The organism is Streptomyces sp. P1-3, from assembly GCF_050613155.1.
Classification (GTDB): Bacteria; Actinomycetota; Actinomycetes; order Streptomycetales; family Streptomycetaceae; genus Streptomyces.
Window position 1 is genome coordinate 2,416,479 of the sequence record NZ_CP192512.1, and the last position, 15,294, is coordinate 2,431,772.

The following is a 15,294-nucleotide window of genomic DNA, read 5'->3' on the forward strand; positions in this document are numbered from 1 at the left end:
CTAGGGCTGGGTCAGGACTCGCTGTCGCCTAGTGCCAGGCGGACCAGATCGTCGGTGGTCATCGTGTCCAGAAGGCTGTCGCCGTCGGGCAGGTCAGTGCCGTCCATGGCGTCCTGGGGCGTGCCGTGCGGCTCGTGCTCCTCGGGCTCGGGGGCGAGTTCGGCGCGCAGCCGGTCCGCCAGCGCCCCCGGGCTCGGGTGGTCGAAGACCAGCGTGGGCGGCAGCTTGACGCCGGTCGCCGCGGCCAGGCGGTTGCGCAGCTCGACCGCCGTCAGCGAGTCGAAGCCGAGGTCCTGGAACCGGCGGTCGGCCGTCACCCGGTCGTGGCCGGTGTGCCCCAGGACGGCCGCCACCTCGGCCCGCACGGCTTCGAGGAGCAGGTGGCGGTGCTCGTGCCGGGGTGCCCGGGCCAGTCGGGCGCGCAGCTCGGCGGCCAGGTCCTTGGGCGGCGCGGCAGCGGCGGCGCGCGGCGCCGGGGCCAGGTCGCGCAGGATGGCCGGGGCCGTCGCCGCGTCCAGCGCGCTCAGGTCGAGGCGGGCGGCCGCGAGGACCGGAGCCGGGTCGGCGACGCTCAGGTCGAACAGCGCCAGTCCCTCTTCGGCGGTCATGGCCGCGACACCGGAGCGGGACAGGCGGCGCAGGTCCGCCTCGCCCAGGTCTCCCGTCATCGCGCCCTCGCCCGCCCACAGGCCCCACGCCAGGGACAGCGCGGGCCGCCCCTCGGCGCGGCGTACCTGGGCCAGGCCGTCCAGGAAGGCGTTGGCCGCGGCGTAGTTGCCCTGGCCCGCGGTGCCCAGCATGCCGGCGAACGAGGAGAACAGCACGAACGCCGAGAGGTCCAGGTCCCGGGTGAGCTCGTGGAGGTGGACGGCGGCGTGCGCCTTGGGCCGCAGGACCCGGTCCATGTGGGCGGGGGTGAGCCGTTCGACGACGGCGTCGTCCAGCACCCCGGCCGTGTGCACCACGCCGGTCAGCGGATGCGCTTGGGGTACGGAGGCCAGGACGGCGGCCAGGGCCTCGCGGTCGGCGGCGTCGCAGGCCGCGACGGTCACCTGGACGCCCGTGGCCGCCAGCTCGGCGGTGAACTGCTCGGCGCCCGGCGTCCGCATGCCGCGGCGACCGGTCAGCAGCAGCCGCCGTACGCCGTGTTCGTCCGCCAGATGCCGGGCCACCAGGCGGCCCAGCGTGCCCAGTCCGCCGGTGATCAGTACATGGCTGTGCTCGTCGAACGGGGCGGTGCCGCCCGGGGCGGGCCGGTGCCGGCGCAGCGTCGGCACCGAGGTCCGCCCGGCCCGGATGGCCAGTTGCGGCTCTGCCGAGGCGACGGCCTGGACGAGCCCGCGGACGGACTCCGGCCGGCCGTCGGTGTCGATCAGCGTGAAGCGCCCGGGGTGCTCGGACTGGGCGGAGCGGATCAGGCCCCACGCCGGTGCCCCGGCGAGGTCCGGCCGCTCGGCGTCGGCGACCGCGACGGCGCCCCGCGTGACCAGGGCGAGCCGGGAGCCGCCGAAACGCTCGTCCGCGAGCCAGCGCTGGGCGAGGTCCAGGACCGCGTCGCCGGCACGGGTTGCCGCCTCGGTGGGCCCACCGGGTTCGGTGGACCCACCGGGCGTGGCGGCGCCACCGGGTGCGGTGGGCTCGCCGGGTGCGATGGGCCCTTGGGGTGCGGTGGGCCCACCGGGTTCGGTGGCGATGACGACGGCGGGCACCGGCGCGCCGTCGTCGACCGCGTGGAGCAGAGCGTCCAAGTCGGGGTAGGCGCGTACGGCCACGCCGACGGCGCGTACCGCGTCCGCCACGCCGTCGCCGTCGCGGCCCACGACGGCCCACGGGTCCGCCGGTGCCGCTCCCGCGGTCTCCCGCTCCGCCCAGTCCAGCGTGAACAGCGCGTCGCTGTGGGGCGAGCCGGCCGCGAGTGCCGCGTCCGCCGGGATCTCGCGCAGCGCGAGGGCGTCCGCGCCGAGCACCGGCGTACCGGTGTCGTCGGCGGCGAGCAGGGAGAAGGTGTCGCCTTCGCCGCGGCGGAGGCGTACGCGCAGCGCGGTGGCGCCGGGCGTACGCAGGGTCAGGCCGCTCCACGCGAACGGCACGAGCATCCGGCTGTCGTCACCGTCGCTGTCGCCGCCGCCGGTGAGCAGGGCGTGCAGCGCGGCGTCCAGCGCGGCGGGGTGCAACAGGAAGCCGTCGCCGTCTGCTCGGGCGTCCTCGGGGAGGGCGACCTCCGCGTACAGGTCCGCTCCGTCGCGCCACACGGCGCGCAGCCCCTGGAAGGCGGGCCCGTACGCGTAGCCGCGGTCGGCCAGCCGGGGATAGAGGCCGTCGACGGGGACGGCGGTCGCCTCCCGGGGCGGCCAGACGGTCAGGGCGGTGGCGTCCGCGGGCTCGCCGGGGGCACCGGCCGCCGCCGGTCCGTCCGTGCCCAGTACGCCGGTGGCGTGCCGGGTCCACTCCCCCGCGGGCGCGCTCTCGGGCCGGGAGTAGAGGGTGACTGGGCGGGTGCCGCCGTCGCCGGGGGCGCCCACCATGAGCTGGACGCCGACGGGCTCCCCGAGGAACAGCGGCTGTTCCAGGGTCAGGTCGGCCACCTGCCCCGCGCCCGTGCGCCGGGCGGCGCACAGCGCGAGTTCCGCGACGGCCGCGCCGGGCAGCAGCGGGCGGCCCATGACCGTGTGCTCGTTCAGCCACGGGTGGGCGCGCGGATCGAGCCGCCCGGTGAACAGCCACCCCTGGCCGCCGGCCAGTTCGACGCCGCGGTCCAGCAGCGGGTGCCCGTCCGCGTCCGTGGCGGGGGCGGGGGCGGGCGCGGCCGGTGCGCTCAGCCAGTAGCTCTCGCGCTGGTAGGCGTACGTGGGAAGGGGCACGGCGCGGCCGCCGGGGAAGAACCCGCTCCAGTCGACCGCCGCTGCGCGCACGTACGCCTGGGCCAGCGCCGCGGCGAAGGTGCGGGCCTCGCTGTGGCCGCGGCGCAGCAGCGGGGCGGCGGCGACCGGCGCCTCGGCGTCCTGGTCGGACAGGCTGGTGCGGACCATGGCGGTGAGCGCGCCGTCCGGGCCGAGTTCGAGGTAGGCGGCGGTGCCGCTGTCCTGGAGGAAGCGCACGCCGTCGAAGAAGCGCACCGCCTCGCGCAGTTGGCGCACCCAGTACTCCGGGTCGGCCAGCTCCTCGGCGGTGGCGAGCCGTCCGGTGAGGTCGGAGACGATCGGGATGGCCGGGGCGTTGAAGGCCATCCCGGCCGCCACCTGGCGGAACTCGTCGAGGATGCCGTCCATGTGCGGCGAGTGGAAGGCGTGGCTGACGCGGAGGCGCTTGGTCTGCCGTCCGGCGTCCCGCCAGTGCGACGCCACCTCGAGCACGGCCTGTTCGTCGCCGGAGACCACGACCGACTGCGGACCGTTGACCGCGGCGATGACGGCCTGCCCCGCCCGGCCTTCCAGGGTCGGCAGGACCTCGGCCTCGGTGGCCTCGATCGCCACCATCGCACCGCCCTGCGGCGCGGACTGCATCAGCCGTCCGCGGGCCGCCACCAGCGCGCAGGCGTCGTCGAGGGTGAGGACGCCCGCCACATGGGCCGCGGCCAGTTCGCCGACGGAGTGGCCGAGGAGGTGGTCCGGGAGCACTCCGTGGCTCTCCAGGAGCCGGAAGAGGGCGACCTCCACGGCGAACAGGGCGGGCTGGGTGTAGCGGGTCTCGTGGAGCAGGGCCGCGTGCTCGGTCCCCTCCTCGGCGAAGACCAGGTCCTTCAGCGGCACGTCGAGGTGCGGGTCCATCCGTTCGCAGACGGCGTCGAGCGCCTCGGCGAACGCCGGGTGGGCCGCGTACAGTTCGCCGCCCATGCCGGGGCGCTGGGCGCCCTGGCCGGTGAAGAGGAAGGCGGTCCCGCCGGGGCCGCCGGCCTGACCCGTCACCACGTTCGCCGCCGACTCCCCGCGGGCCAGCGCGTCCAGACCGGCGCGCAGCTCCTCGGGGCCCGAGCCGAGGACGACCGCTCGGTCCGTGAGTGCCGAACGGGTCGTGGCCAGGGAGAAGCCGGTGTCGACGTGCGCGCGCTCGAAGTCCGTGCCGGCGGCGAGCGGCCGCAGCCGCGCCGCCTGGGCGCGCAGCCCCTCGGCGCCACGGCCGGAGACCGGCCACGGCAGCAGGCCGGGTATCGCCGGAGCGGGGGCCGCGGCGGGCTCGGCCTTGGCCTCGGTGGGCTGTTCGAGGATGACGTGGGCGTTGGTGCCGCTGATGCCGAAGGAGGAGACGGCGGCGCGGCGCGGCCGGCCGCGGTCGGGCCATGCCGTCTCCTCGGTGAGCAGGGAGACGGCGCCCGCGGTCCAGTCGACGTGGCTGGAGGGCTCGTCGATGTGGAGGGTGCGCGGCAGGGTGGCGTGGCGCATCGCCATGACCATCTTGATGACGCCGCCCACTCCGGCGGCCGCCTGGGCGTGTCCGATGTTGGACTTGAACGAGCCCAGGTGGAGCGGCTGCTCGGGGTCGCGGCCCTGTCCGTAGGTGGCGATGAGGGCCTGCGCCTCGATCGGGTCGCCGAGCTTGGTGCCGGTGCCGTGCGCCTCGACGGCGTCGACGTCGGCGGCGGTCAGGCCCGCGTCGGCCAGCGCGCTGCGGATCACGCGTTCCTGGGACGGGCCGTTGGGGGCGGTGAGGCCGTTGCTGGCGCCGTCCTGGTTGACGGCGGAGCCGCGGACGACGGCCAGCACCCGGTGTCCGTTGCGGCGCGCGTCGGACAGCCGCGCCAGCAGCAGCACGCCCACGCCCTCGCTCCACGAGGTGCCGTCCGCCGAGTCCGAGAACGACTTGCAGCGTCCGTCCGGGGCGAGCCCGCGCTGCCGGCTGAACTCGATGAACGTCTGGGGCGCGGACATGACCGTGACGCCGCCGGCGAGCGCGTAGTCGCACTCGCCGCCGCGCAGCGCCTGCGCGGCCAGGTGCAGGGAGACCAGGGACGAGGAGCACGCGGTGTCGACCGTGATGGCGGGCCCCTGCAGACCGAGGGTGTAGGAGACCCGGCCGGAGACCACGCTCGGGGAGTTCCCGATGAAGCGGTAGGCCTCCACGCTCTCCGGGGTGGTCTGGAGCCGCGACGTGTAGTCGCTGTACATCACGCCGGAGAAGACGCCGGTGCGGGTGGAGCGCAGCGCCGTCGGGGCGATGCCCGCGCTCTCCACGGCCTCCCAGCTGGTCTCCAGCAGCAGCCGCTGCTGTGGGTCCATGCCGATGGCCTCGCGGGGGCTGATGCCGAAGAACTCGGCGTCGAACCGGTCGGCGTCGTAGAGGAAGCCGCCGTGCCGGCTGTACGACTTCCCGGCCCGGTCGGGGTCGGGGTCGTAGAGGTCCTCGGTGTCCCAGCCGCGGTTCTCGGGGAAGGGGCCGATCGCGTCGGTGCCGGTGCTGACCAGGCGCCACAGGTCCTCCGGGGACCGGGTGTCGCCCGGGTAGCGGCACGCCATGCCGATGATGACGATCGGGTCGTCGTCGTGTGTGGCCGTGCTGGAGGCGGCGCGCTGCTGTTCGGCGGGGTCGTCCCCGGACATCCGGGAGAGCTCCGCCAGGAGGTGGTCGACGAGGGCGGACGGGCTGGGGTGGTCGAAGACGACGGTGGCCGGCAGCTGGACACCGGTCGCCGATCCTAGGCGGCTCCGCAGCTCCAGGCCCGTCAGCGAGTCCATGCCGAGGACCTTGAACGCCCCGTCGTCGGGCACCGCCGACGGGGACGGGAGGCCGAGGACCGCGGCCACCGTGGTGCGGACCAGGTCCGCGACCGCCCTGCGGCGTTCGGCCTCGGGCAGTGCGGCCGTGCGCCGTGCCCACGAGGACGCGTCGGTGCCCGCCGCGGCGGCCGCCGCGCGGCGGCGCGGGGCGCGCACCAGGCCGCGCAGCAGCGCGGGCGCGGACGCCGACCGGTCCGGGTCGCGCAGTACGGCCAGGTCCAACTCGGCCGGTACGAGCAGCGGCTCTCCCGTGGTGAGTGCCGCGTCGAACAGCTCCATGCCGCGTTCGGCGGAGAGCGGCAGGACACCGTTGCGGGCCCACCGCGCGAGGTCGGCGCCGCTCAGCTGGGCGGCCATGCTGCCGTCCGAGGCGTCCCACATCCCCCAGGCCAGGGAGGCGGCGGGCAGCCCGCGGGCGCGGCGGTGCTGCGCCAGGGCGTCCAGGAAGGCGTTGGCCGCGGCGTAGCCGCCCTGGCCCGGGTTGCCGATGAGGCCCGCGATGGACGAGAACAGCACGAAGGCCGCGAGCGGTGCTCCTTCGGTGAGCTCGTGCAGGTGCCAGGCGGCGTCCGCCTTCGGGCGCAGCACCTTGGCCACGCTCTCGGGGGCGATGTTCGCCACGGTGGCGTCGGCCAGTACCCCGGCGGTGTGGATCACGGCGGTCAGCGGGTGCCGCGCCGGGACGGTGGCCAGCAGTTCGGCGAGGGCGGCGCGGTCGCCGACGTCGCAGGCGGCGATGGTGACGTGGGCACCGGACTCGGCCAGGGCGGCGGCGAGTTCGTCCGCGCCCTCGGCGTCCCTGCCGCGGCGGCTGGTGAGGAGCAGGTGCCGTACGCCGTGCCGGGCGACCAGGTGGTGGGCGAGCAGCCGGCCGATGGAGCCGGTCCCGCCGGTGATCAGCACGGTGCCGTCCGGGTCGAGAGCGGACGGCTCTTCCTCCAGGGGGGCGCCCTCCCGGACAGCGTCCTCCTGCGCCGACGTGCGCTCCGGGGAGCCGGCGGCGACGGGGACGCGGTCCAGGTGCGGTGCGTACGTCTGCCCGTCACGCAGGGCCAGTTGCCCCTCGCCGGCGAACGCGGCGAGGACCGCCGCGGCCAGCTGGTGGCCGTCGCCGCCGTCGCTGTCCACGAGCGCGAAACGGCCGGGGTGTTCGCTCTGCGCGGTGCGCAGCATGCCCCGTGCCGCGGCGCCCGGCAGGTCCCGGACCTCCTCGTCGGGGGCGACGGCCACCGCGCCGTGCGTCAGCAGCAGGACGCGGGCCGCGGCCAGGCGCTCGTCGGCGAGGCAGCGCTGGGCCGCGTCGAGGGCTTGCAGGACGGCGGTGTGGGCCGCGGTCGGGCCGGTGCGGTGCCCGTCGGGTGCCACGGACGCGAGGGCCAGGACGTCGGGGACCGGCCCGCCCGCGCCGAGCGCGGCGTCCAGGGCGTCGGCGTCCCGGTGGCTGTCGACGGGCACGCCGGCGGCGGCCAGGGCCGCCGCGAGGCCGAGCGGGTCGGCGCCGAGTACGGCCCACCGGCCGGCGTCGGCCGGGGCGGGAGCGGCGTCGGCGGCCTGGACCGGCTTCCAGCCGTAGCGGTAGAGGCCGTCGTGGTGCGCGGTGGGGCGCCCGCCCACTCGGTCGGCGGGGAGCGGCCGCAGCACCACGGAGTCGATGGACAGGACCGGTTCGCCGCTGAGGTCGGTGGCGGTCAGCGTGGCGCTGTCGCGGCCGGCGGGGGTCCACCGTACGCGCAGTGCCGTGGCGCCCGAGGCGTGCAGGGTGACGCCGTCGAAGGAGAACGGCAGGCGGAGCCGCGCGGGCTCTCCCTCAGAAGATGCCCCCACCGCGCCGTCGGGCCCCTCGATCAGGAAGAGGTGGAGGGCGGCGTCGAGGAGGGCGGGGTGGATGCCGTACCCGGCGGCGTCGGCGTGGTGCGGCTCGGGCAGCGACACCTCCGCGTACCGCTCCTCGCCCGACTGCCAGGCGCTGCCGAGGCCTTGGAAGGCCGGTCCGTAGGCGTAGCCGAGGTCGGTCAGACGCTCGTAGAGACCGTCCGCCGGCAGCGGCGCGGCCCCCGGTGGCGGCCAGGCCTCCTGACCGGCGGGCGCCGGGTGGCCGCCGACGGCGAGGACGCCCGCGGCGTGCCGGGTCCACTGCCCGTCCTCCCACGGCTCCCCGCCCTCGGCCGTCTCGCGGCGCGAGTGGACGGCCACGGGGCGCTCGCCGGAGGCGTCGGCGGGGCCGACCGTCACCTGGAGGCGCACGCCGCCGTCGTCGGGGATGGTCAGCGGCTCTTCGAGGACGACTTCGCGCAGCCGGTCACAGCCGACCCGGTCCCCGGCGGCCACCGCGACCTCCACGATCGCGGCGCCGGGCAGGAGCACGGTACCGGCGACCGCGTGGTCGGCGAGCCAGGGGTGGGTGCGGCGGGAGAGGCGGCCGGTGAGCAGCAGCCCGTCGCCGTCGGCCAGGGTGGTCATGCCGCCGAGCAGCGGGTGGTCGGCGGAGGTGAGGCCGAGGCCGGTCGCGTCGCCGGTCGCGACCGGGGTGTCGAGCCAGTAGCGGCGGCGCTGGAAGGCGTAGGTGGGCAGGGTGATCCGCCGCGCGCCGGGGAAGAGCCGCGCGTCGTCCAGCGCCGCGCCGCGCACGGCGGCGGTGGCGAGGGCGGTCGCGAGGGTGTGCGTCTCGGAGCGGCCCTTGCGCAGCACGGCGACCGGCGCCGCCGCCACGGCGCGCTCCTCGCCGAGGCAGGCACGCGTCATGGCCGACAGCACGGGATCGGGGCCCAGTTCCACGTACGTGGTGACGTTCTCGCCCTCGAGGGTGCGGACGCCGTCGGCGAACCGGACGGCCTGCCGCAGGTGCTGCGTCCAGTAGTCGGGGGACGCCAGCTCCTCGGCAGTGGCGATCTTCCCCGTGAGGTTGGAGACGACGGGGATGCGCGGGGCGGCATAGGTCAAGCTCGCCGCCACCTGGCGGAACTCGTCGAGGACACCGTCCATGTGCGGCGAGTGGAAGGCGTGGCTGACCTTCAGGCGGGAGGTCCTGCGGCCCTTCTCCTTCCAGAGGGCGGCCAGTTCGAGGGCGGCGTCCTCGTCACCGGAGACGACCACCGAGGCCGGTCCGTTGATCCCGGCGACGGCGAGCCCCGGGTGGCCGGCCAGGGCCTCGCGGATCTCTTCCTCACCGCCTTCGAGGGCGACCATCGCGCCGCCGGCGGGGGCGGACTGCATGAGCCGTCCCCGGTTGGCCACCAGGGTGCAGGCGTCCTCCAGGGTGAGGACGCCCGCGACGTGGGCGGCGGCCAGTTCGCCGACCGAGTGGCCCAGGAGGTAGTCGGGGGTCAGCCCGCAGTGCTCCAGGAGCCGGAAGAGCGCGACCTCGACGGCGAACAGCGCCGCCTGGGTGTACATCGTCTGGTGCAGCGGCGCGCCGTCCGTCTCGGCGCTGTCGGTGTCTTCCGCCTCGGCTGCGAAGACCACGTCCTTGACGGAGCGCGGGAGGTGCTTGTCCAGGTGGGCGCAGGCGGCGTCGAACGCCTCGGTGAACGGCGGGCAGCTCTCGTACAGTTCGCGGCCCATGCCCAGGCGCTGGCTGCCCTGCCCGGTGAACAGGAACGCGGTCCTGCCCGCGGCCCCGGTCCCGGCGGTCGGGCCATGGACCACGTCGGCGGAGTCCTCGCCCGCCGCCAGTGCGGCGAGCGCGCTCAGATACCCGTCCCGGTCCGGCGCGACCACGGCCGCCGTGTGCGCGAAGGTCGCGGGCGCCGAGGCCAGGGACAGGCCGATGTCGGACAGCTCGTGCTCGGGGTGCTCGGCCACGAAGGCCCGCAGGCGCTCGGCCCGCGCGCGTACGGCGTCCTCCGTGCGCGCGGAGAGCAGCCAGGGCGCCATCGGTACGCCCGCGGGCGCGGCGGCCGCGGCCCGCGGCTCCGCGGGCCGCTCGGCGGGGGCCTGCTCGAGAACGACGTGGGCGTTGGTGCCGCTGACGCCGAAGGAGGAGACACCCGCCCGGCGGGGGTGGCCGCCTTCGGGCCACGGCCTCGCCTCGGTCAGCAGCGACACCTCCCCCGCGCTCCAGTCGATGTGCGAGGACGGCGTGCCGGCGTGGAGGGTGCGCGGCAGCAGACCGTGCCGCATCGCCATCACCATCTTGATCACGCCGCCCACGCCGGCGGCGGCCTGGCTGTGCCCGATGTTGGACTTCAACGACCCCAGGTACAGCGGCCGTTCGGCGTCCCGGCCCTGTCCGTACGTGGCGAGGATGGCGTGGGCCTCGATGGGGTCGCCGAGCCTGGTGCCCGTGCCGTGCGCCTCGACGGCGTCGACGTCGGCGGTGGTCAGGCCCGCGGCGGCCAGGGCATCCAGGATCACCTGCTCCTGGGCGGGGCCGTTGGGAGCGGAGAGTCCGTTGCTGGCCCCGTCCTGGTTGAGCGCCGTGCCGCGGATGACGGCCAGCACCTCGTGGCCGTTGCGGCGCGCGTCGGAGAGCCGCTCCAGCATCAGGACGCCCGCGCCCTCGGCCCAGCCGGTGCCGTCGGCGTCGTCGGAGAAGGCCTTGCAGCGGCCGTCGGAGGACAGCCCGCCCTGGCGGCTGAACTCCACGAAGATGCCGGGGCTGGACATCACGGTGACGCCGCCGGCCAGGGCCAGGTCGCACTCGCCGTTGCGCAGCGCCTGCGCGGCCATGTGCAGGGCCACCAGCGAGGAGGAGCACGCGGTGTCGACGGTGACGGCCGGGCCCCGCAGGCCGAAGGTGTAGGCGGCGCGGCCGGACAGCACGCTGGTGAAGTTGCCGGTGAGCAGGTATCCGGCGACCGCGTCGTCCCCCTCGTGCAGCCGCGGGCCGTAGTCCTGCCCGATCGCCCCGAGGTACACGCCGGTGGCGCTGCCGTGCAGCGCGGCCGGGTCGAGGCCGGCCCGCTCGATGGCCTCCCACACGGTCTCCATGATCACCCGCTGCTGCGGGTCCATGCCCAGGGCCTCGCGCGGGCTGATGCCGAAGAACTCGGCGTCGAACTGGTCGGCGTCGTGCAGGAATCCGCCCTCGCGGGTGGCGGAGCGGCCCGTACCCTGCGAGCCGCCGTCGAAGAGGTCGTCCAGGGACCAGCCGCGGTTGTCGGGGAAGGGGGAGATGACGTCCCGCTCGTCGACCAGGAGCTGCCACAGGTCCTCGGGCGAGGCCACGTCGCCCGGGAAGCGGCACGCCATGGAGACGATCGCCACGGGCTCCTCGGAGGCGGCCGCGGAGGCCGCCCTGCGCGAGGCCACCGGGGCGGACTCGGTGCCGAGCGTCTTGTCGGCGAGGTGGCCGACGAGCCGCTCCATGGTGGGGTGGTCGAAGACCACCGTGGCCGGCAGCCGCAGGCCGGTGGCGGCGACGAGCCGGTTGCGCAGTTCGACCGCGGTCACGGACTCGAAGCCCAGGTCCTTGAACGAGCCCGCGAGGTCGAGCTCGTCGTCGGCGCTGTCCGTGTCGTGGCCCAGGACCAGGGCGATCTCGGCGCGCACGAGCTCGGTGAGCTCGCGGACCGTCTCCTCCCGGTCCTGGCCGGACGGCTCCCGCTCCCCGGCGGCGTCCGGGGCGTCGGGGGCGGCCGGCTGGGCCACAGTGCCGGTCGCGTCGGTCCCGTTCCGCTCCGCGGAGTCATCGGCTCCGGTCGTTGCCCCGTCCAGCCAGTGGGCGCGGCGCTGGAACGCGTACGTGGGCAGCCCGACCACCGAGGCGTCGTGCGGGAAGGCGGGGCGCCAGTCGACCGCGACACCGCTGGTGTGCGCTTCGGCCAGCGAGGTCAGGAAGCGGCGCGGGCCGTCCTCCCTGCGGCGCAGCGAACCGACCACGACCGCGTCCGAGTCCGTGTCGTCCAGCGTCTGCTGGAGGGCGTAGGTCAGCACCGGGTGGGAGCTGATCTCGATGAAGGCGTCGTGGTCCGCGAGCGCGCGCACGGCCCCTTCGAAGTCGACGGTCCCGCGCAGGTTGCGGACCCAGTACCCGGCGTCCAGCACGTGGGGCCCGTCCGCCGGTTCACCCGCCACGGTCGAGTGGAAGGGCACGGTCGCCGGGCGCGGCGCCACGGGCGCCAGCTCCTCCAGCAGCTCCTCCAGCAACGGGTCAATGTGCGCGGAGTGGGCCGCCACGTCCACGGGAATCCGCTTCGCCCGGACCTCTTCGGCGGCGAACTGCTCCAGCAGGGTGTCGATGGCGTCCCGGTCGCCGGAGACCACCACCGACCGCGGCCCGTTGACCGCCGCGACGGTCAGCTTCCCGTCCCAGGCCGCGAGGCGCGCCTCGACCTCCGCCACCGGCAGCGGAACCGAGATCATCCCGCCCTGCCCGGCGAGCCGGGCCTGCGCCTTGCTCCACAGCGCCACCACGCGGGCGCCGTCGTCCAGGGACAGGGCGCCCGACACCACGGCGGCGGCGAGCTCGCCGTTGCTGTGCCCGACCACCGCCGCGGGCTCGACGCCGAAGGACTTCCACAGGTCGGTGAGGCCCACCATGACCGCGAACAGCGCCGGCTGTACGACGTCGTCGCGGTCCAGCGACGCCGCCCCGGGCGCCGCGCGCAGCACGTCCTCCAGGGACCAGTCGATGTACGGGGCCAGGGCCTGGGCGCAGGCGTCGATGGCGGCTCGGAAGACATCCGAGCTGTCCAGCAGGTCGGCCGTCATGCCCGCCCACTGGGAGCCCTGCCCGGGGAAGACGAACACGACGCGCTCACGCGCCGCGGACACCCCGCCGATCTGGCCCGCGGTCCGCCGTCCGGCGGCCAGCGCGGTCAGCTCGGCGGTGAACTCCTCGCGGGTCTCGGCCAGCACGACCGACCGGTTCCGGAACGCGGTACGCGTCACGGCCAGGGAGAGGCCGAGGTCGGCGACCGTGCCGGCGCCGTCCGCGCGGTCGTCGAGGTGCGTGAGCAGCCGCTCCGCCTGCGCGCGCAGGGCCGTCGCGGTGCGCCCGGAGAGGACCCACGGAGTCGTGGCGGTACGGAAGGCGGTCCGGCCGTCCGTCCCCGCCTCCCGCCGCTTCCGCGCGTCCTGCGGCGCCGCGGCGACCACGACGTGACAGTTCGTGCCGCCGACGCTGAACGAGGAGACGCCGGCCAGCGGCTGGTCCGGCCGCGGCCAGGCCCCCAGCGTGTCGTGCACCCGCAGGTTCAGCTCGGACATCGGGATGCGGGGGTTGGCAGTGGCGTAGTTGAGGCTCGGCGGGAGCTGGCCGTGGGTGAGGGACAGCAGGACCTTGAGCAGCCCGGCCATGCCCGCCGCGGCTCCCAGGTGCCCGACGTTCGTCTTGGCCGAACCGACGAGCAGCGGCGCGTCCGACGGACGGGCGGCGCCGAGCACCGCGCCCAGCGCGGCGGCCTCGACGGGGTCGCCGACCGGGGTCCCGGTGCCGTGCAGCTCCACGTAGCCGACGTCGGCCGGGTCGGTCCCGGCCCGCTGGTAGGCGCGCCGCAGGAGGTCGCGCTGCGCCTCCTCGTGCGGCACGGTCAGGCCCGCGCCGCCCCCGTCGTTGTTGACCGCGCTGCCGCGCAGCACGGCGTGCACGCGATCGCCGTCGGCCAGGGCCCGGGCGAGGGTCTTCAGGACGATGACGGCTCCGCCCTCGCCGCGTACGTAGCCGTTGGCGCGGGCGTCGAAGGTGAAGCACTGCCCGTCCGGGGAGAGCCCGCCGAACTGCTCGGCCACGGCGGCCTTCTCGGGCGCGAGGTTGAGCTCGACACCGCCCGCCAGCGCGACCTCGGACTCCCCGTTGCGCAGGCTCTGGCATGCCATGTGCACGGCCACCAGGGAGGCGGCCTGCCCGGCGTCCACGGTCAGGCTCGGGCCGCGCAGGCCGAGCACGTAGCTGACGCGGTTGGCGATCAGGCTGCGGTCCAGGCCGGTGAAGGAGTGGTGGGTCACGCCGGCGCCACCGGACGCCCGGTGTACGAGGTCGGCGTAGTCGCCCGCCGCCGCGCCGAGGAACACCCCCGTGTCGCCGTCGCGCAGGTCGGCCGGGACGATACCGGCCTCCTCCAGCGCCTCCCAGCTCAGTTCGAGGATCAGCCGCTGCTGCGGGTCCATCGTCGCGGCCTCGCGCGGCGCGATGCCGAAGAAGCCGGGGTCGAAGCGGTCGATGTCGTCGAGGAAGGCGCCCTTGCGGACCGCGTCGCGCTCCGCGCCCGGGACCAGCTCCGCGCGGGCGGCGGGCATCCCGGTCACGGCGTTCCGTCCACCTGCGAGCAACTGCCAGTACGCCTGCGGGTCCCGGGCGCCCGGGAAGCGGCACGACAGCCCGATGACGGCGATGGGCTCCCCGGCGGGACCTGCATCGTTGCGGGTGTTCTCAACGGGCGACACGCGGTTCCTCACTTCAGATCAGAGGCGTTCTTCGGAGCTCTACTTCCAGGGGCGGGACACGGGCCGGGACCGGCCGGCGGCGGACTACCACTCCACGAGGAGCCGGGACAGCCCGCGGGTGCCCATGCCGTCCTTCCAGACCACCGGCTCGGGGACGGCGGCCAGGCGCAGCGTCGGGAACCGGCGCAGCAGACGGTGCAGGACGATCTGCAACTGGAGCCGGGCCAGCGGGGCACCCAGGCAGCGGTGCAGACCGTGGCCGAAGGTCAGGTGGACGGCGTCGCGGCCGTCCGACGCCAGGTGCTCGGGCTCCGCGAACACGTTGCCGTCCCGGTTCCCGTGCAGCAGCGAGACCATGACGCCCTCTCCGGCCTGGATCGTGACGCTGCCGAGCGGCACCGGCTCCGTCGCGACCCGCGAGAAGCTCAGCGGGGTGGTGGGAGTCACCCGCAGCAGCTCCTCGACCGCGGCGTCCACCCCCTCGGGCTGCCGGACCAGCTCTTCGTACGCCGGGGGGTCCGACAGCAGGACGAGGACGGACAGGCCGATCTGGCCGACGGTGGTCTCGTACCCCGCCATCAGCAGGGTGAGCCCCAGGGTGATCAGCTCTCCCATGGAGAGGTCACCCTGGTCGTGCGCCTTGATCAGGGAGGAGAGCAGGTCGTCCCCCGGGCGGCGGCGCTTGCGGTCGATCAGGTCGGCCATGTAGTCGGCGAGTTCGAGACGGCGGCGGCCCTTCTCCCGCGGCGAGCTGGCGGAGATGTCGAACAGCACCTCGACCCAGTCGCGGAACCGGGCGCTGTCCTCCAGCGGGACGCCGAGCAGCGAGCACAGGACGACGAGCGGCAGCGGGGCCGCGAGTCCCTCGACGAGGTCCGTGCCGGGCCCTTCCGCGGCGATGGCGTCGAGGTACTGGTCGGCGAGGCGCTCGATGTCCGGGGCCATCGCGGCGACCCGGCGGTTGGTGAACGCCCCGGTCACGATGCGCCGCAGCCGCGCGTGCTCCGCGCCGTCCATGCTCATCATCGAGTCCGGTACGGGCTGGGCGTCGGTGAACTGCGGGGCGTTCGGCCTGACCGCGTCGGCCCTGCTGAACCGCTTGTCCGCGAGGACCATGCGCCCCAGCGCGTAGTCGCGCACGAGCCACATCTTGTCGCCCGCCGGCGTGACGATCCGTACGACGTCCTCGGGTCCCTGTTCCATGAACTCCGGGAGCGGGCCCAACCGTTGGACGGGGCACTGACTCATGGACGTATTC

The 15,294-nt window shown here is 75.6% G+C and carries 2 protein-coding genes; both read right to left on the reverse strand.

Features of this window, described 5'->3' with window-relative positions:
- Window positions 1–11: 11 nt before the first annotated feature.
- Window positions 12–14,036 carry a type I polyketide synthase gene (locus tag ACQUSR_RS09985; RefSeq protein ID WP_431042205.1) on the reverse strand — a complete coding sequence of 4,675 codons (14,025 nt, stop codon included), beginning with the start codon at window positions 14,034–14,036 and terminating at the stop codon, window positions 12–14.
- 84 nt (window positions 14,037–14,120) lie between these two features.
- A complete protein-coding gene (locus ACQUSR_RS09990; protein ID WP_431042206.1) occupies window positions 14,121–15,284 on the reverse strand; it encodes a cytochrome P450 in 1,164 nt (387 codons plus the stop codon).
- Window positions 15,285–15,294 lie beyond the last annotated feature (10 nt).